The organism is Flavobacterium terrigena (assembly GCF_900108955.1).
GTDB classification, from domain to species: Bacteria; Bacteroidota; Bacteroidia; order Flavobacteriales; family Flavobacteriaceae; genus Flavobacterium; species Flavobacterium terrigena.
Genome location: NZ_FNYA01000002.1, coordinates 289,247 through 311,259, shown reverse-complemented (window position 1 = coordinate 311,259; position 22,013 = coordinate 289,247). Strand labels below are relative to the sequence as shown.

General features: G+C 31.7%; 6 protein-coding genes. All 6 read left to right on the top strand.

The features are described from left to right. Nucleotides 1-6: 6 nt before the first annotated feature. The 6 genes from BMX42_RS04825 (at nt 7) to BMX42_RS04800 (ending at nt 22,010) form a co-directional block, all read left to right on the top strand. Nucleotides 7-477 (top strand): hypothetical protein, encoded by a 471-nt coding sequence (locus BMX42_RS04825; RefSeq protein ID WP_091309604.1) that lies wholly within the window; start codon nt 7-9, stop codon nt 475-477. Nucleotides 478-524: 47 nt separating this feature from the next. Then, nucleotides 525-935 carry a hypothetical protein gene (locus tag BMX42_RS04820; RefSeq protein WP_091309601.1) on the top strand — a complete coding sequence of 137 codons (411 nt, stop codon included), beginning with the start codon at nt 525-527 and terminating at the stop codon, nt 933-935. A 688-nt stretch (nt 936-1,623) separates the two neighbouring features. Continuing rightward, the gene (locus BMX42_RS04815; RefSeq protein WP_091309597.1) at nt 1,624-5,781 is read left to right on the top strand and encodes a beta strand repeat-containing protein; all 4,158 of its coding nucleotides are present in this window, start codon (nt 1,624-1,626) and stop codon (nt 5,779-5,781) included. An 18-nt stretch (nt 5,782-5,799) separates the two neighbouring features. Next, on the top strand, nt 5,800-8,277 hold the full coding sequence (locus BMX42_RS04810; RefSeq protein ID WP_091309594.1) for a S8/S53 family peptidase: 2,478 nt from the start codon (nt 5,800-5,802) through the stop codon (nt 8,275-8,277). A 2-nt stretch (nt 8,278-8,279) separates the two neighbouring features. Next, nucleotides 8,280-10,316 (top strand): DUF8202 domain-containing protein, encoded by a 2,037-nt coding sequence (locus BMX42_RS04805; protein WP_091309591.1) that lies wholly within the window; start codon nt 8,280-8,282, stop codon nt 10,314-10,316. A gap of 15 nt (nt 10,317-10,331) precedes the next feature. Continuing rightward, entirely contained in the window at nt 10,332-22,010 is an 11,679-nt protein-coding gene (locus tag BMX42_RS04800; RefSeq protein WP_091309589.1) for a SpvB/TcaC N-terminal domain-containing protein, read from the top strand. Nucleotides 22,011-22,013 lie beyond the last annotated feature (3 nt).

Genomic DNA, 22,013 nt, shown 5'->3' with positions numbered 1-22,013 from the left:
AATCAAATGAAACAAATATTAAAAATAGTAGGAATAATTATTTTAATTTATTTAGCTATTTATTCATTTAATAAGTTACTTACTAAAAGTTTAGATAGCAAAATAAAAGAAGATAGTAAAGAAATTTTTGAAAAAGAAAATTCAATTTCTGATGTTGAAAGTACAATCAAAACTATGAATGAAAAAACTCCAATTGATACAGGTGGAGGGATGCAATTAAATAAAGTTGAATTTTTAAAAAATAAAAAAGAAGTTATTTATAATTATCAAACATTAGATAAATCAATTGATGATTTGACTGAGGAAGAAATTTCAAGTTATAAAACAGAATGGAAAGGTAATGTTTTGAAAACAATCAATAATAATCCTAATAATGTTTCATTTGTAAAAGCAAAAGTAAGTTTTGTATACAAGCTAGGAGATAAAAATGGTGTCTCAATATTAGATTTTAAAATTGAACATTCTGAATACAAATAATTAAAACTTAGCCACAATAATAAGGTGGTTTTTTAACCCAAAAAGTTATGAAACAATTAAATATACCTTTCAAATTAGGTATGCTATATGATAATTGGGAGTTTGATTTAGAGATTGTAAATGATAGAGTAGTAGGTTGTGATATTTATATTGGGGAAAAGTTTAATAAGTTTCTGAATTATTCTACAGATAAAACCAAATTAATTTTCAGTCTAGATATTTTAGAAGTAGTAGTGTTAAGTTTTACTAATAGAAATATTAAATTTTATTATGAACTAATTAAAGTTGTAGAGAAATACAAAAAGAAAAAAATAAATTACCATAATAATTACTTATCTTTTTTAATATCTAATAATTTAATTGAGATTAATTATGACTCTAAAACTAAAAATATTACAATAATTTATGGAAAAATTAGATTTATTAAAAAATGTTTTTTAGTTCTGCACCATAATTAAAGCAAAAGTTTAGAGGTATTGAAATTTTGGTCAAGGCATACTTTTAGGCACACATAAAAAAGAAGTTTTTATAACTCTCTGATTATAAGCTAAGAAGTGTCACAGGTTCGAGTCCTGTTCCCGCTACTAAGAACCCTTTCAGAAATGAGAGGGTTTTTTTGTGCGTAAAATTCTCGGTGCTTTAGAAGTTATTAACGATTCATATTAAAAAAAAACCTCTGCTTGATTGTTTATACTAAAAGTGTCGATATCTATAAATAGTTAAGATTATAAAATAAGTCTGTTAAATATAATTATCCCATATATCTTATTGGGATATTTTTTGTCTTAATATAATCCATCAAATTTTATTTTTAAATTAAAAGGAGTGCTGTCAAATTTGTCAGCACAAACTCGTGCAGAGCTAATTTTGATTTTTAATACTTGAGTTTAATAAAATTAGATTTTTAATTGAATTTTAAGACTTATTCCTAAAATATTACAGTTTATATGTTAGTTATTTTAGGAATATCATATTATTAATATTTATATAACATTATTGCATAATATTGTTTTTTTTATAATTTTCGTCATTAATATGTAAGATAAATACCATAAAAAATTATGTATTTTGTAAAAATAAAATTATTATTGGCTAAAATCTTGTTAATTTTTGTTAAATAATTATTTTTGTAAAAAAATACTTATTATGTTGTTCAAAAAAATAAATTATCTTCTTTTATTGATTCTTTGTGGATTCAATGGTTATAGTCAAACTAGAACTTCTTCAGAAAATAGTAGTCCAATTGATGCAAAAGGTGTCGTAGTTGTAGATAGTATTACTCCTACAGAATTAAAACCTAAAGGTTTTGTTCAAACTGGTGGAATTGGAACAGTAAACTCATCGTTTCTTGATTCAAGTGAATTTTGGTCGCTTACAGGAAATACCCTTGCAACAGGAAATGAATTTATTGGTACAATTAATTCTTTGCCTTTAAAATTCAGAGTAAATAATTTTGAAAGATTACAAATTACAAATACTGGTAGGTTTCATGTTAGTAATACATCTGCATTTGGAGGAAATACATGTTTGTATTTTGGTCAAAATGCTGGAAATGAAACTTCGAGCGGTCAATGGAATATAGGATTTGGTCCACAAGTATTAACAAATATCACAACAGGAGGTGCTAATACAGCAATTGGGGATCAGGCGTTAACAGTGAACACTACAGGAACTGGTAATCATGGAATTGGGTATAGAACGCTTGTGAATAATACTACTGGTAATAATAATACTGCTCTTGGATATTCTGCTGGAAGTGGAAACGTAATTGGAAATGAAAATGTTTTTTTAGGTTCTGGATCTGGTTTTTCTTCAACAGGAAATAGAAATATATTTCTTGGTTTTTGGGCTGGTCATACTTTGACGGCTGGTAATAATAATGTATTTATAGGTGATTATGCAAATCCAAATATTAGTACAACGGGAAGTGATCAATTAAATATAGCGAATAAGATTTATGGTAGTGGTGTGTCTGGAAGTGCTTTTATTGGGATAGGTGTTCCAAATCCGCAAGCTAGATTACATACTAATGGAACTTTGAGATTTGAAAATTTAGCTACTAGTAGTAATCCGAATTCAATTTTGGGAACAGATAGTAATGGAAATGTATTTAAATTTAGCCCTAATCTTTTCGATGGTTTTTGGTCTCTTAATGGAAATTCTCTTACAACAGGAAATGAATTCATTGGGACCACATCAAATCATGATGTAATATTTAAAAGAGCAAATACTTTTTCAGGAAGATTAGGTCAAAATAATACTTCAATGGGTTTTAATTCATTAACAAATTTAGCTCCAAACTATGATTTTAATACAGCTTTCGGAGTTAATAATTTAACAGCTCCATTATCTGGAAACAATAACGTAGCTATTGGAAGTAACAATTTACAAAGTAATACTTCAGGACATTCTAATATTGCCGTAGGTACTAATTCATTATCAAGTAATACAATTGGTTACCAAAATATTGGAATTGGGTATAGCGCTTTGAATAAAAATATTAATGGAAATACGAATACTGCTGTTGGTAATTTTGCTTTACAGGCTAATACAACAGGTAGCTCTAATGTGGCATTCGGAGATCAGGTTTTGTCAAAAAATACTACAGGAACATTAAATAGTGGGGTTGGACATACGGCTTTAGCCTCAAATACTATTGGTGATCGAAACGTAGCCTTAGGAACAAATGCTCTATATAGTAACGTTTCTGGAAACAATAATAATGCTTCTGGATTTAATTCATTAGCAAATAATATTTCAGGGAATAATAATAATGCATCTGGAGACCATTCTTTGGCAGGTTTGTCAACTGGTAATGGTAATGCTGCTTACGGGTTTTCTTCATTAGGAACTCTTTCAAATGGTAATAATAACGTTGCCTTAGGAAATAATAGTGGTTATAATTTAAATAACGGAAACAATAATATATTTATAGGTAACAATATTCAACCTTTGACAAATAATGTTGATGACTACTTAAATATTGGTAATAAAATACATGGTACGGGAACTGCAGGTAATACTAAAATTGGTTTAGGTATTATTTCAGACCCTCAAGCGAATTTCCATACAAATGGTACAGTTAGGTTACAAAACATGCCGTATTCTTCAACTATTCCAACTAATATTTTAGGAACGGATGGTGTTGGAAATGTGTATAATTTTAATCCTAGTCTTATTGGTTCAGGTAATAATATCTATAATATTGATGGGGTTTTAACCGGTAATAGACAATTAAGTCTTAATGATAAAAGATTAATTTTTGATGGTGCAGGATGTGGAACTAGATTTAATCCAAGACCATACGATACAAATAATAAAAGTGTAGTGGAAGTTTATACTGGAAACGTTCCTATGAAACCAAACTTACTTGGGAATGGTTTTTTTAAATTACATCAAGAAAAAGCAGAAAGATATTTAACTCAAGGTATTAATGATACTGCTTCATGGCTTCAATCAAGTCGTAATCCAAATAATGTTTCAAGTACTTACCCTTTAATTATTAATCCATTAGGAGGTAATGTTGGTTTAGGTTTAGATGTTTCAAGTCCGCTTGGAACATCAACAAGTCCAACAGCAGTTCTTCACACGAAAGGAACATTAAGATTTGAAGGCTTAGGAGATACTACTGAAAATAATGAACTATTAACTGTTGATAGTGATGGTAATGTATTAAAGAGAGATATAAATAGCTTTAATCTGAATTCAAACAATATCTATAACTCAAATGGTAGTTTAACAGATAACAGATATTTGGGACTAGATCGAAAAATTTTGAATTTTTATGGAGATATGTTTAGTCAAATTTTTAATCCTAACTTGGATTCAGGATTTTGCCCAAAAGGTTCTGGTGAAAGTTTTAGTACTATACATGCGGAAAGTTCTTACGGTGAATCTCTGATAGCGCCAAACTATAATAAAGGTTATTTCAAATTAAGAGCCAATCAAAGTGGTAGAAATGGTGCATCTGGAACCCAATTAAATTTCGGAATCGCATCTGACAATTCTTGGATGCAATCTTCATCACATTTTACTAACTACAGAGATAATAATTGTGGTAATGCAATCAGTAAATTACACTTAAATCCATTAGGAGGATATGTTGGTATTGGGGTTCAAAGTGCTACTGCACAATTACATACTATAGAATCTGTTCGTTTTGAAAATCTTCCATTAAATGAAAAAGCACCAAATGCGATACTTGGGACTGATGTTGATGGTAATGTTTTTAACTATGATCCAAGTATGTTTGGAACTGGAGCTAGTTCAGATGCTTGGTTGTTAAACGGAAATTTAGCAACAAATCCAGGTACTGGAGCAGGTCAGAATTTTGTAGGAACTATTGATGCTAAAGATTTAGTTTTTGGAGTGAACTCAAATGAAATGCTAAGAATAACACAAACTGGAAGATTTAAAGTACGCAATATTGATGGATCTAATTATACTGCAAACCTTTATATTGGTGGTGGTAATGAAAATTTTCAAGTAGCTGGGATAAATGCAAATTTAGCAGTTGGATTAGGAAGTTTGTCACTTAATACAACAGGTAGTTCAAATACGGCATTAGGATTTAATTCACTAGTTGAAAATACTGTAGGAAGTCTTAACTGTTCTGTGGGAATAAATAGTATGTTTAAAAATGTTGATGGTTCTTCAAATGTAAGTGTTGGTCATAATACCATGTATTCAAATATTTCAGGAGGTAATAATACTGCACTTGGTAATCAAGTTTTCGAAAATAAACAATTAGGTTCGTTTAATACAGCAATAGGATCATTTGCAGGATTTAGTTTAACAGACGGAACAAACAATGTTCTTATTGGAGCAAATACTAATACAATGAATACAGTCGCTTCTAATGAGTTAAACATCGGAAACTGGATTTTTGGTAAAAGTGGACAAATTGCAATTGGAAGTTTTAACGATTTACCTCAATCATTTATTACCAATGCAGATTATCAATTAATTGTAAAAAAAGGTATAAGAACAGAGAAAGTTCGTGTTGATATTGCTAGTGTGAAAAACTGGGCAGATTATGTTTTCGAAGATGATTACAAGTTAATGTCTTTAAAAGAACTTGATCAATACATCAAAACAAATGGTCATTTGCCAAATATTCCTACTTCAGAAGAAGTAGTAAAACATGGTGTTGATTTAGGTGAGATGAATTCTAAACTTTTAGAAAAAGTGGAAGAACTTACTTTATATACTATTGATCTTAACAAAAAGAATGAATCACAACAAAAAGTTATTGATGATTTAATTTCTAGATTAGAAAAATTAGAAAAAAACAATAAACAATAATTGTAAAAATTACAGAAGATGAAAATGAAATGTAATTTTTATAATAATAAGTATTCACTTTACTTAACAGGTTTTTTATGTTTTGCGACATTCAATTCTTATAGTCAGACGGACACGTTAAGTAACCTGAAAAATCGAGATTCTAAAATTGTTTTAGAAAAAAGAGTTAATGATTATAATAAAAAGCAAGAAATTGCTATTGAGAAATTATTAAAACAAGGTTACAAAAAGATTGTTGAAACCAAAGAAGGTGAATATAGTGAGCTTGTTGGTGAAAATAACTTTGGAAAACCGCAATATTTTATTACGCATAACTCTAATTTAGTTAATGGATTACATGCTAATGTTTTGCATTCTGGATTTGATGGTTTAAATTTAGAAGGAGAAGGAATCAAAATTGGATTATGGGAAAATGGGCAACCAAGACGAGCTCATGAAATGTTCCGAACATCAATTCCTCCAGCAACACTTCTAAGTAGAATAGAATATGTTGCAGGACAAAATGCAACTTTACAAAGACATGCAACTCATATTGCAGGTACAATAATTGGAAATCAATATGCGCCAAGTACGAGCTCTCCATCAAATAATTTAGTAAGAGGAGTAGCCTATAAAGGGACGATTAAAGCATGGGATTGGCTTAATGTTCCAACAGAAATGTTGACAGCAAGTACAACAGATAACATCAAAATAGCTAATACTAGTTTTGGTTTGAATCCGATTTATATGCACGCTTCTGAATTTGGAAGGTATAGTGAAATTGCTCAGCAATGGGATGGTGTAATGTGTAGTAGTCCAGAATTTCAAATTGTAAAATCAGTTGGTAATGCCAGAGACGATTTAAATACAACTGGATTCCCTCAATATCCTCAGGTAAATACCTTAGGAGGTTATGATTTATTAGAAGGAGCTGGTGTGGCAAAAAACGTACTAGTTGTTGGTTCAGTAAATTTATCCAATGCATCACAAACAAATGGCAGCTATAATGGGAATTCTATTGGTGAACTTTACAGCAGTTGGGGAGCTACAGATGACGGAAGAATAAAGCCTGATTTTGTAACTCACGGAAATGCTATTTTCTCAAGTATTGAAACACAAAATAATACTTATGGAATATATAGTGGTACTTCACAAGCAGCAGCTGGAGTTACAGGAGGTATTGCCTTACTTCATAATTATTGGAATTCGAAATTTACGAATACGATGTGGTCTTCAACTGTTAGAGCTTTATTGATTCACAATGTTGAGGAAATTGATCAAAGAGGTCCAGATTATAGAAATGGATGGGGAGTTGTTAATTTAGAAAAATCTGCAAATACAATTAAACAAAGAGGTAAAAATGTAATCATCAGAGAAGATGTTTTACAGAATGGTGAAATCATTAAAATAAATTTGGCAGCCACTGGACAAGAAGATTTAAAAGTGACACTTGCTTGGACAGATCCTGCTGGAAATGTTGTGCCAATAGATATCAACAATCCAAATGCATCTATAAATGAAACTGCTGCAAAATTAATCAATGATTTAGATATTAAATTAATTAGAAAGGACAGTAACGGGAATGATGATTTGACGTTAGTTGATCCTAATTTACCAACTCCAAGTTTGGATACACCTTTATCTTTAAACGCAAATTCTAATAATGTCTTATACCCTTGGTTATTAAAACAAAAAATACAAGGAAATACTACTTCTACTTTATCACAGAAAGCACAAAGAGGAATTAACGACCGAGACAATGTTGAAAAAATTGAGGTGTATAAAAATTTAATTCCTACAACTGGTGGAATGTTTCAATTGCAAATAACTCATAAGAGAATTTTAGTTGACTCTTGTCAAGTAGGTCAACCTTTTAGTTTAATAGTTTCTGGAGTTAGTTTTTGTCAAGATAATTTGGTCTTTTTACAACATCAAGATAATGAACTTACTGATTTTACTGGAACTAAAGTTTTAGCGAATACGATTAAAGCAAGTAATATAATTAAATTTATCCCTACTTTTTTACCAGTAAATGCTGATTTTGTTGAATACAAAGCGGCTGATTTTATAGAGCTTTTACCACAATCGGTAAATGGAGGAGCAGGAGATGAAGGTTTTACTGCAGAATTTGGTTCGGACTTTTTAGCACATATTGGTTGTTCTGATGAAGATTATAATCAAAGAATTTCTTTCAATGAAACAGAAATTGCAAATGTTTTAAATGACGAAACTATTGACGAAACTATTCAAGTTGAAAAAGGAGAAATAGTTATTTATCCAAATCCATTAATTAACGACATCCTGCATATTCAATTTTCACTAATTGAAAGTTCAACAATTGAAATTTCAGTTTATGATTTAACAGGTAAATTAGTTTTCCAAGATAATAGCGGAAAAAGTTATGATAAAGGAACAAACAAAAAAAGTATTGATTTGCAAAAATTATCATCGGGTACTTATATTTTGTTAGTTAAGACTGGAAATGAAAATCATCAATTAAAGTTTATTAAACAATAAATATGAAAAACATTATTTCATTAATCTTTATTTTCAATGTTGCAATTCTTTTTGGACAAAGTCCAGGCGGAGTGTCAGGTAGCGAAATTTGGAGTAAAGTCAACAAAGTAACTCCAACTGGTACTACTTTTGTATATAAGGATTTTAGCTCTAGAAATAAAGCTATCACAAGCGGAGCTGGTACGGTATTGGTTCCTAGTTTTTTTAATTATAACTATTCTTTTTCTTACGACAATACGGATTATGTATCTTATTTGAGTAAGCTGGAAAGTTTAAAAGAAGCGACAATATTTATTGTCAACTTGCCAACAGCACAATCAGATCCTACGATAAAGTATGGATTAATGAATACAGATTGGAATGTTGCTGTTTCTTCGGGAGATATAAATGGGCAATCTTTTCAATTTAGTACATCAACTTTTGAAAGAGATGCTGTTTCATTAACTTATCCTTCTGGATCATCTGTTAGACCAAATGGAAGAATTAACACGTTGCTTTGGCATAATTTCAATACTAAAAAAATAGTTAATTCATTTGGTTCAACTGGAGAAAGTAATATTTTGGTTGGAAAAGCATTTACTGGAACTGTCAATTTTATTGGTCAGATTCCAGAATTTATTGTTTACAGAAAAGCCTTAAATGATAAGGAAAAATTAAGAGTCGAAAGTTATTTGGCATTAAAGTATGGGATTACGCTTCAACCTGAGGTAAATTATTACACATCTAAAAACGAAATTTTTTGGCATAAAGAAAACAATGCAATCTTTAAAAATAGAATATTTGGTTTAGGAAAAGATTCGAATTCAGCTTTAAATCAAAAACAATCTACTTCTATTCATGACCCTTCAATTTTGAAAAGAATGATATTTTGGACAGGTACTCTTCAAACAGATAATAATTTAAATATTGGACATATTGAAGACCAAAATTTTTTAACAATTGGTGATAATAGTAATACTGAAATTCCAAATACTGTATTAGATAATGGTATAAAGAAAATTGACAGAACATGGCTTGTTGAAAAGTTTGGTTTGTCAGCTCATACTGTAAATACAAATCTTAAATACAAACCAGATCCAAGTATTGTTTTACAACCAAATGAAGCGTTTTGGCTATTAACAGATAAGAATACAAATAATACAACTACTTCAAATTTTAATGGTTCAAATATTAGTATCTATCCAGTTACTAATTTTGATTCAGATGGATACGCTGTTTATAATAATTTAAAATGGGCAAGTGACACCACAACTTACAATCAATTTACTTTTGGAGTTGGGCCACGAATGCTGATTTTTCCTACTGTAGATCCATTAGCTTGTAGTGCATCACAAGGTACAGTGAATATTGCAATAAAAGGAGGCCAACCAGTTTTTACAATTAATGTTCACGGAACTGATAATAGCTACAATTTACAATTAAATCAACCAACATTTGATTTAGCACTATCATTAAATACAGGTAATTATCAAGTAACAGTTACAGATGCAACGGGCTATACTCAAACAGCACTTTTTGAAGTTTCAGCAACTCCTGGAATAAATTTAGAATTAGGTCCTGATCAACTTTTACTTACTGGAGATACTGTTGTCTTAGATGCTTCTTCACAAGTAACATCATCTAATGCTACATACCAATGGTATAAAGACGGAAGCGCAATTGATACTACACCTAGTATTTCAGTAACTGAATCAGGAAATTACCAATGTGTAATTACGGATACAAATTCGGGATGTACTGTAGAAGATTCAGTTAATATTACAGTTGTACAACCTTTAGATAAAGGTAAAGGAAGTTATAGTAGTGTTTACCCTAATCCTGCGAAAATATCTAGTGAATTTCATGTAGTGGTTAATTTACAAGAAGTTACACCAGTTACAATTTCAATAAGTGATGTATCTGGAAAAAAACTATCAGTAACGACTTTTGAAGGTGATAAAAATTACGATCAAACCTTCGTTTTAAACACAGTAGGAATGTACTTTATAAAAGTAGAATCTTCAGAATTCTCAACTACTCACAAAATCATAATAAACTAAAACCCAAAACATATAATGCACACTAACATATTTTCTTGGATAAGAAAACGTCAATTTTCATTGCAATTATTTATTGCAATAATGGCAAACATGATGGTTTTCTCTCAGCCTTTAAGCTATGCTTTAAATAATCGAGTTTCTAAACAAGTTATTCCAAATAATTTCAGAACTATTGTTGGTTATTCAAATCAGACTACTCAAAATAATGAAAGTAATGGTTTGGTAGAACATCAATCTCAAAATAATAGTAAGATTCAAGTTATTGAGAATAAAAGCGTTGAGGTATTGAAAGATGTCAATACAATACTGGCATTTGAAAAACAAGGTATTATTGGAAAGAGTGAAAACTTACCAATTGATGAGCTTACAGACAATATTTTTAGTTTTGAATTGAAAGAAGATTTCAAACAAAATAAAGATGCCTATTTAGAATATGAAATTTTCGGATTAGAAGATGCGAGTCAAACAACGAAAAGTGTTAATGATCAATTAGCAACGGGTGGAAGTATAATTAAGATAAATAAAGCTTGGTCAAAAGTTAGAGAAAAGCTTAATCCAGAAAGTATTCAAAAAGGAAAAAACTTTGTCAAATTTACCACATTAGAAAATGCGAACTACCAATATATGGTTCGTAATTTAAAAATGGTTTATGAAGATAAAACTATAAATGAACCTATTGTTTTCAATCAGTCAAGTACTAATTCTTATAATGGAAAAATTGCCTTTAGCGGATTTGTTCCAGATAAAACGGTTACTAAAGTTTCAGTTTTAGGTACAGAATATCCAGTTATCAATGGTGTCTTTGAAGTTTTGGTTCAAGAAAAAGAACCTAATGCTTTTTTAACCGTTTCTTATCTAGATAATAAAGGGAATAGAAAAGAAAACAATATTAAAATTAAGCAATTAATTGAGCAACCAGATGTAGTTAATAGTAATAAAACAAATTTCACTCAAACAAATAAATCATTTGAGAAAAATGTAAAAAACACGTTAACTCTAGCTGGAGCAAAATTAGAAGTAGAAGATTTAAGTTTAGCAAATAATACAACTTTTTCTATTGCCGGACTACGTTACACAGATGTGCCAACACTTTCTCCAGAAATGGTGAATGTTACGGCTGATTTTCATGGGTATAGAATGTTACCACATGGCGAACATTTTACAGCGAAACCGGCAAAAATTCATTTAAAATACGACGAGAAAAAGTTACCTACAGGTTATACAGCTAAAGACATTAAAACCTTTTATTTTGATAACGAACAGAGAAAATGGTTGGCTTTAGATAAAGATACTTTATTATCAACGACTCAAGAAATTGTTTCAAAAACATCTCATTTTACTGATTTCATTAATGGAATTATCAAAGTTCCTGAATCTCCTGAAACAGGAAGTTATACGCCAACTTCTATTAAAGATATCAAAGCGGCTGATCCAACTGTGGGTGTAGTAAGTATTGCTCCTCCAAGTCCAAATAATATGGGAACAATGAATACAAGTTTCCCTATTAAACTTCCAGCAGGTCGTAGTGGTATGGAGCCAGAACTTTCTGTAAGCTATAGTTCAGAAGCTGGTAACGGCTGGATGGGATTAGGATGGGATTTATCTATTCCAGGTGTTTCTTTAGATACTCGTTGGGGAGCACCACGATATGATGCTTCAAAAGAAACAGAAATCTACTCAATGGGAGGCGGAATGTTAACTTTAAAAGACGGAGCTGATTATACCAACCCACATAGAAAAAGTGATATTTCTAGACAATATCAAGATCTAGATAATGATGGGGTTTTTAAAGAAAGACAATTCTATCCTCGTATAGAAGGCAGTTATGCTAAAGTCATTCGTCATGGAGATAGTCCTAGCAATTATTGGTGGGAAGTAACAGATAAAACAGGTAACAAAAGTTTTTATGGAGGTTATGCTGGTGCTGTAGTGAATAATTCAGTTGTTAAAACTAACGCTGGAAATATTGCTTACTGGGGTCTTTATAGAACGGAAGACACTAATGGTAACTATGTAGAGTATATTTATGAAAATCAATCAGTATCACTTCCTGGTCAACCTGGTGATAACGGTAATGAGTTTTTTATCAAAGAAATTAAATACACACTTCACAATAGTGCTCAAAATAATTATTATAAAGTTTCCTTTAATAAATCTAATAATTACAATGTTGGAACGCCTAATATTTCTTCTCAAAGAGCAGATATACAAGTTAACGCTAGAAACGGTGTTGTTCAAGTTACAAAAGATTTATTAAAAGAAATTAAAGTAAGTTTTGAACAATCGGGTAATTCTCAAACTATTAGAACTTACCGTTTTGACTATGAACAACATACTTTTGTTAAATCGCAATTAGTTAAAATTGCCGAGTATGATGCCAATGGAGAGTTGTTTTATTCTAACACGATGGAATATCATAACAAAGATGAAAGTGGTAATGCAATTAATGAAACCAATTTTATGGATTCAAATGAATCTACAATGTGGAATCATAATGATGATGATATTAAAGGAGATTTATTATTAGGAAGCTTAGCCGCAGGTATATCAAATGAGTTTACTAATAAAGGAAGTGCTTTAGGTTCAACCAAAGGTTGGGGATTAAATGGAGGTTTATATGTTGGTTTCGGTATACCTTGTTCTGGAAGTAATTTATTTACTGCAGGTGTTAATGGTGGATATAGCTATTCAGAAAGTAAAGGTTTAATTTCTTTTATGGACGTTAATGGTGATGGTTTACCTGATAAAATATACAGAAAAGATGGACAAATAAAGTTTAGACCTAATTTAGGTTTACCGGGTTCTACTGTTGGATTTGGGTCGCCACAGGATATTACAGGAATAAATCAGTTGTCTGAAACAACTTCTGACTCAAAAAGTGTTGGTTTTCAGGCAAGTTTTGGAGTTTTTGCTGGCTATACTTACAATACTTCAAAAAGTGTAACTAAAACTTATTTCTCTGATGTAAATGGGGATGGTTTAGTTGATTTAGTAGACAACGGAAGTGTTAAATTTAATCATACTTTAAACTCAAGTTATTTGAATTTGGCTAGTTTTTCTCCTGATAATAGTCAAACACATAATCCAGTTGGTTCGGGTGCAATTAGCACAATTATTACTAATAATGTAACGGTTGAAACAAAAGATCAATTAAGAGATGAAAATCCGCAGCATGATATTGTAAAAATATGGACTGCACCAAAAGCGGGAACTATTTCTATAACTGGAGATGATGTTGTTTTAGATCCAATAGTTCCATCACCAAGTGGTGTTTTTCCTAGCAGTAGTACAGATCAGTATTTTAATGATTATGATGGTGTAAGATTGTCTATTCAACAAAATATTACTCCAACTTTTAATAATTCAGGTATAATAATTAAAGAAGGAGCTATCTCTCCAACATTTAGTGGAAGTGCAACAGTAAACGTTACTCCAGTAGATATGGATTATTCTTCTTTAACAGTTGCTAAAGGTGATCGTTTATATTTTAGAGTACAAGCAAAAGAAGAAGGTACTTTTGATAGAGTAAAATGGAATCCAATAATTACCTATTCAGATACTAACGAAACTAACGTTGATGGAATATCTTATTATTCTTCTGCGGCTAGTGAAGGTTTTATATTATCAGCTAAGGATGTTGTTACAATTTCTCAAAATGGGACAATATCAATGGATTGGAATACCTCATTAAGTAATATTCCAGCTTACACTTTTAGTGACGATTTAATTTTTGCCATTGAAAAAGGAAATATTGATGCTACAACAGGAATTTTTAGTACGACAAATACATATTACGCAGATGTCAAACAATCAATAAACAATAATTTAGCATTATCTAGTTTTGAAGATGTTTCTGGAAATCCTATTCCGCTAAATGTAGTAACTAATAATGGGTTTAGATTTTCTGTATCTTCAAAATCAAATGTAAACTGGAAAGATATAAAATGGGAACCTAGAGTAATTTTAACACCTTCAGCTGGAGGAAATAATATAATCAGTTACCCTGTAGTAGAATATGGGATTTATAATAAGAAAATAAATGAAGTACTTTCTAAAGTAAATGGTTTAAATTCTTCGTCAATTGTAGTCAGACCAGTTTTTATAGCTGGTGCTTTTACCTCTTTACCTGATAATGATTATAAATTTCAATTGGTTGTAAAAAATAATAATAAAAAGGTATTAGCCTCGCAAAATATTATTGTTACTGTAGATTCTGGAAATATTCCAATTGTAACTTTTACTGGTTTAAATGATATCGTTGTAGAAAATGATATTACAAGTACTATTTATGCAGAATATTTCACTTCTAGTATAGAGGCAGCAAATATTGGAGCACTAGCTTCAAACCCAATTACAGTACAAATCTATCAATCTACAAATACCACTCCGGTTACAGCATTATCAGTTCCGACTGGTACATGTTCTACAAGATGGATTGCAGGAATTTTATTTAATGGACTTACATCTACAGGTAATACTTGTACTCCTTATTATCAACAAATAGCTACACCTATAAGAAGTGTAGTAAGAAATACAACATATCCTTTACAAATTAATTTAAATTTAATTTCGAATGCGGGAGCATGGTTTGATTGGAATAAAAACGGAGTTGCTGAAGCAGGTGAAGTTTATGGTTCAAGCGGTTTAGCATCACATACTATTAATGTGGTTGTCCCTGCAACTGCAGTAGAAGGAGAAATTAATGTAAGAGTTCGAGGGGGAGGAGCTGTAGCATATAACTTTGGTAACTTTGAAAGTAATTCTAATGGGTCAGTTAGAGATTTTAAAATCAACGTAGCTTCTTTACATAGTACTTTAAAAGATATTTATTGTAAAGTTGGTAATAATGAATTCGGTCCAAATTATAGAAATTGGGGGCATTTTGCTTATCATGGAGGTATTGTAATTCAAAGAGGAAAAGATTTAAATGGTGATGGTCTTGTTACTACAGAACAAGAAAAAAGAGCAGTAGTGTTAACTCCTGGTGGACAACCTATCATCATTTATAATTATGGAATAGATCTAGTAACTAACGCAATAATTCCAATAGATGAAAATGTTCTTATAACAAATACATCTAATCCAATGGGTTCATGTAATGGTCTTTCTGGTCAAGCATTAATTGATTGTTTACAAACAAACAATAATCAAACTGCGACAAGTACGAGGTTTATTAGCCTTACTCCTAACGAAGAATTCAATATTTGGTTAGGTTCTTCTAAAGAAGTGAGCGTAGATGAAAATCATTTTTCTACTTCAAGAATGGGTGTGAAAAATATTAATACTATTTATGTTGAGTTACCTACAGGTGGCTCAATATCAGCCTCTAATTGTGATTTTCCTGCTATTAATGGAATATCTTTAATCAATAAGGGAGAGGGTGATTCTGTTTCTATTGGTGGATCAGTAGGTGGTGTTGGTGGTAGTTTGAATACGAGTACAAGTTTTAATTGGGCGGAGCTAAATTATATGGACTTGAATGGTGATAGATATCCAGATATTTTAACTAAAGACAATGTTCAATTTACTAATTCAATAGGGGCTTTATCTGAAACTAGAAACCTTGGTTTTGGTCGTGTTTCTACTGGGGAAACGACATCAAGTGGGGCTGGAGCTTCAGGTTCATTCACTGTAGCCACAACTCCAGGAACTTACTTGGCATTCAATTTACCAATTTTTGGAGGAATTGGACCTATTATTATCCCAATTACTGCGCCTAAAGTTAAAGCATCAGTAGGTATTAACGCTAATGTTGGAACAGGTGGTAATACAGAAGAATTACTATGGGCTGATATGAATGGGGATGGATTGTCAGACAGAATTAATATGGATGGTGGTATTAAAGTATCATTAAATTTAGGTTATGGATTAGATGCAGAAAAAATTTGGGTTAATGGTACTAATGAATTAAGTGGAACACAAACTAATTTTTCAGGTGGTGCAGGTTATACTTATGGTGATTATGCTTGGGGAGGCGGTGTTTCTCTTTCTGCTTCAAGAGCTTATACACAAAGTAATCTCGCAGATATTAATGGTGATGGATTACCTGATTTGATATTAAATAATGATAGTGCTAATTTAAGCTATAGAATAAACACAGGTAATGGTTTTGATGGGAATACTTATTTTAATAGTGGATATATTAGTTTTAATAGAAGTACAGCAGAAGGTTTAAATCTTGCTTTTTCAATACCAATTACTATCGGAATACCTCCAGCTTTTTGTTTTCAAATAATTATCAATCCAAGTTTTGGGGGAGAACAAACCATAAATAGAACTGAAAATTCATTAGATGACATTAACGGTGATGGATTTATGGATATTCTAAATGGAGGTAATGGAAGTACAAACGATGGCTTTCTAAAAGCACGTTTATCAAAAATTGGAAAAACTAACTTACTAAGAAAAGTAAATACACCAACAGGTGGTTCATGGGAAGTAGCTTATGAAAGAGTAGGAAATACTTTCGAGTTTGCTCAAAGTAAATATGTGCTTAGTAAAGTGAAAGTATTTGATGCTTTTACTGCGGACAACAACTGGTCAAGCGATAGAAATATTACATCTATTGAATACGGAAATCCATATTATGACCGTAGAGACCGTGAGTTTTTTGGATTTGATAAAGTTAAAGTGAACCAACATGGAGGCTTTAATACAGATGTTGACATTCAGGCAGCTAGTGTTACTTTACCAGCTGTATATAGATATAGTGTACAAGAATTCCATAATAAAAATTACTATCTTAAAGGGGCTGTGAAAAAAGAAACTCTTTTTGATGCTAACCATGTTGCCTGGACAGAAAGCAAAACCACTTATGGTATTTATAAGCCTGAAACTGCATTGTCAGAAACTGAAACTCGTCCTTCAGGATTTGATAATGATAGCTATTCAACAGCTGTTGATGTTGATGCTATTATTTATGGCTCTGGTGTTATACATGTGTCTGTTGATAATGTTGGCTTTGTTTGTACTCATTTAGATAACTCTCGATTATTTGTAACGCCTTTAGTGTCTGTTAAAACGTTCACGGAAGGGCAAACTTTAGGAAGTAATAACAAATATGAGGTTACTATAATGGAAGGTATTGATGCGCATGGAAATGTAACACAATTTCGCGATTATGGAGAACAAGGTGCGGATGTATACGTATCAAAAATGGAATACAATCAAGTTACTATAGATGGTGAGCCGTATTTTGGTTTTGCTACAAAAATTCAAGTTTTTGATGAAGATGGGACTACTCTTAAAAGAGAGCGTAGAGCTCAATATAATGCAAATGGTGATTTAGAAAGAGTATTTACTAAACTAAATGCTACAGAAGAAGCATCGGTTAAAATGGAATATGATCCTATATATGGAAATCTTTCTAAAGTAACACATGAAAACAGTGTGGATTCTTCTGGTAGCCAATTCTTCACAGAATATACTTATGATGATGTTTTACATGCCTTTCCTATTAATGTAAAGGATGCTTTTGGGTATACGTCAAGTAGTATGTACAATTATTTATTTGGAATTCCAGTTTATACTACAGATATGAACATGCAACCTATGCGTACACGTATAGACGATCGTGGAAGACCTATAGAAATTACGGGTCCTCATGAATTATTTGTTGAAGGTATAACAGGTGGTAGTGAAATAGGTTGGACTATTCGTTTTGAATACCAAGACGAAACACCAGTTGCTACAAAAGTTAGTGGAACAAGTATCGATGATGACAATTACACGAAAATCTATAATGCGGCTGGTAATTTTCAAGCCATTGTGCCTGATAATATAGATACTAATGATCCAACTAATAAGTTACATCATGCGTTAACCCGTCATTTTGATCCAGAGTATCGTAATGCAGATGATAGCGTTTTAACAACTAACCAAATTTTAACGAGTACGCTAATAGATGGTTATGGTAAACCTGTTCAGGTTAAAAAAATGTTTGCGCGTCATTTAGCTGCCGATACGGCACCAGGCGGAAACACTCCAAATGATACGAATAACAAATTAGAATGGTTATTAGCAGGAAAAGCAAAACAAGATGCTTTTGGTAGAGCGATTGAAAGTTATTATCCAACTACACAAACTGATAATTTTTCAGGATTATCATCTAATGTTAGCTTTGTGCCAACCAATGCGTATGTATACGACAATACGGCTGATGCTATTGAGCCAACAATCGCAACATATGATGTGTTAGATAGAAGTTTAACAACTAAGTTAGCTGGAGAGACTGAACAAAAGAGTATGTCTTTTGCAATTGAAAATAATCAATTTGTAACTACAGTAACTAATGAATTAGGTCAAATACAAAAGACATTTACAGATGTTCGTGATAAAACCTTATTAACCCTACAAGAGTCGGTTTCTGGCAATATTACAGTTGCATTTGAATACAATAACATTGGAGAATTATTAAAAGTCACCGATGTCGCCAATAATGAAACCTCTAGTAGTTATGATTTAGCAGGTAGAAGAATTGAATTTCGTCATCCTGATAATGGTATTACTCAATTAAAATATGATCAAGCAAGTAATGTGATTGAACGCAAAACGGCTAATTTATTATTGGCAGGTCAAAAGATAGAATACAAATACACTTATAATCGTTTAGACGAAATTAAATATCCACAAAACCCAGAGAATAATGTACATTATTATTATGGAACGGCGGGTAATTCTGATGCAGCTAATGATAATGCGGTGGGAAGATTGTGGTACCATGTAGATGCTACAGGTACTCAATATATGAAATACGGAAAACTCGGAGAATTGACCCTTAATCGTCGTTCTGTTGCAGTGCCAGGTGATAGAGTATATTGGTTTCAAACGGAATGGACATTCGATACTTGGAACAGGGTAAAAACTATTAAATACCCTGATGAGGAATTGGTTACGTACAAGTATAACAAAGGTGGTGAGTTACATGCCATGACTAGTGAGAAAAATGGAACGCCAAATAAAGACATCATTAGTCAATTGGGGTATAATAAGTTTGGGCAACGTGCCTATTTACGTTATGGTAATGGAACAGAAACTACTTATGAGTACCAAGCAGAACGCAGGCGTTTAGATAGAATGAAAGTAGGTTTTAACAGTGCCTATGTTGTATCGACACCAGGTTCAATACCACCTAATAGACAATTTGTAAACAATAAATACAATTATGACGTATTGAGCAATATATTGTCTATTCAAAATAATACAGTTGCTATGCCAACTACAACGCAAATCGGAGGAAGAAGTTGGCAAGAATATACGTATGATGATTTAAATAGAGTAACTACAGCGTCAGGTAATTTTGTAGGACGTAATGATAATGGTGTAGGTTTTAATCATAGTAAATACACATTGGCTATGAGTTATGATAGCCAGCACAACATTACTAGCAAGTTACAAAATCATGAAACTGCAGTTAGTACAAGTGCTTCTTCAGTGGCAGGTACTTGGACACAAGTAGAACAAACTTCATATAACTTAAACTATCAGGATTATAATACGGCAGATTATAATGTGGCCGGTTATAATTACTCGCAACCTCATGCACCACGTAAAATAGTGGACCAGCCTAATTTACCAGGTTGTTGTGATGCGGCTACAGACGTGAGAGTGAAAACAAAAACGTTTGATTATGATGCGAACGGAAACCAAACTAAGATAACTCAAAAAATATGTACGGCTCCTGAAGCAGATATTTTAAGAGAAAATCTTTGGGACGAAGAAAATCATTTACGTGCCATTGACTTAAATCCAGAGGCAAATACAGTACACCCAATAGCCATATATACGTATGACGATGGAGGTGATCGTATTGTCAAACAAAGCGCAACTAGTGTTGCGGTTTATGAAAATGCCTTACAAGTTGGAACAGCTATTAAAAACGATTTTATGCTGTATCCTAGTGGAATGTTGGTTGCAAGACCGGCAGCCGATGGTACAGGTGCATTAAGTTATACCAAACATTATTTTGCGGGTACACAAAGAGTATCATCAAAAATTGGTACAACAACTAATTTAGGTAAATTTTTACAGGATTGGACACTTATTGAAAATAGTTCTGGTGGAGCGCCAATCAACTTGGTAAGCACAAGTCATGATCAATTGACAACTGCTGAAACAGGAGTGACAAAAGTGTATACAAAATTTGCGATAACACCAATGCCAACGTTCAGTAGTAATACTGCATTTTTACCTGTTTCGAGCTTTACTGAGACTGGGACTGAAACTGAAGCCTACTGGTTTCATCCAGATCATTTGGGAAGTTCTAATTATGTTACTAATTTTAGTGGTGAAGTGTCTCAACACATGGAATACTTTGCATTTGGAGAAACGTTCATTGAAGAGCATAAAAATTCACATAACGCACCGTATAAGTTCAATGGAAAAGAGTTAGATGAAGAAAGTGGACTATATTATTATGGCGCTAGGTATTACGATCCAAGAATTTCTATATGGTCATCTACTGACCCTCTTAGTGGTTTTAACCCAATTTTTGAAGAAGAACATTACTTTGATTTCGAACACAATGGTGGTGTTTCAAATTCATTCAATCATGCTACATATAGTTATTGTTATCAAAATCCAATTATTTTACTTGACCCCAACGGGAAACAAGTTAAGTCTAAATATTTAGATGATACTTGGTTGGGTGATTATGGATTTGGCAATTCTTTTGCTAATGGAATTGCAGATGGTCTTGTTGATGCTTCTCCAATTGGTGTGATCGCTTTTGTTAAGGATATCATAACTAAACCTGAGGTGTTAAGTGCTTTAAAAGAAGGGATCATGAAGTTTGTTGATGATCCAAGTGGTTCGGTTCAAAAAATGTTTGATAAAAAAGTTGACGCTTGGACTAAGGTGTTAAATGGTGGAGGGACTGAACAAGAGAGGTATGATGTAGGAAATGATATTGGAAATACATTGGGCGGACTACTAACAGGAGGTGGTTTGGTAAAATTGTTTAAAACTTTAAAAAGTCAAGGTGTTAAAAATACGGCTAAACAAGCAGTTACTCAAATGAAAAAGATGTGTTTTGTTGCTGGTACTTTAGTAGTTACATCTAATGGTTTAAAGAAAATAGAAGAAATAGAAGTTGGAGATAAAGTTTGGTCATTTAATGAGCTAACTGGCAAAATAGAAATTAAAGAAGTTGTTTCACTATTACAAAATACTTCTGAAGAATTAATTGAGTTTTCTATTGGAAATGAAAAAATTGTTTGCACCCCAGAACATCCGTTTTATGTAGGTAATGTTTGGATTGAGGCAAGATATTTAAAGGTAAACGACAAACTTACTTTAAAAAATGGTAATTTTGTCATAATTTCTAATGTACAAAAACTTTATAAAACGGTAATAGTTTATAATTTTGAAGTTGCTGAAAATCATAATTACTACGTTTCAGAACTTGGAGTGTTAGTGCATAATAATTGTGACTTCAAATTAAAATCTTCTGATTTTGGAGCAAAAATTGCAAATCCTACATTAGATTTTTCAAAAATAAAAAGAATGTCTCAAGATACTTTAGAAGATACAATTGATATGTTTAAGGAAAGTATTAAAAATAGAAAAGCTGAATATAATTATTTTAGTAGCAGAGGTAAAGGAACTAAGAGAGAGTTATCTGGTCACGCAAAAAGAATTACTTTAGAAGAAAACTATTTAAGATCATTGCAAAAACAGCTTAAACCAAGTAAATAATTG

Excerpts from the sequence above, each read along its gene's own strand:
- BMX42_RS04825 (WP_091309604.1), top strand. The coding sequence starts at position 7 with ATGAAACAAATATTAAAAATAGTAGGAATAATTATTTTAATTTATTTA.
- BMX42_RS04820 (WP_091309601.1), top strand. The coding sequence starts at position 525 with ATGAAACAATTAAATATACCTTTCAAATTAGGTATGCTATATGATAAT.
- BMX42_RS04815 (WP_091309597.1), top strand. The coding sequence starts at position 1,624 with ATGTTGTTCAAAAAAATAAATTATCTTCTTTTATTGATTCTTTGTGGA.
- BMX42_RS04810 (WP_091309594.1), top strand. The coding sequence starts at position 5,800 with ATGAAAATGAAATGTAATTTTTATAATAATAAGTATTCACTTTACTTA.
- BMX42_RS04805 (WP_091309591.1), top strand. The coding sequence starts at position 8,280 with ATGAAAAACATTATTTCATTAATCTTTATTTTCAATGTTGCAATTCTT.
- BMX42_RS04800 (WP_091309589.1), top strand. The coding sequence starts at position 10,332 with ATGCACACTAACATATTTTCTTGGATAAGAAAACGTCAATTTTCATTG.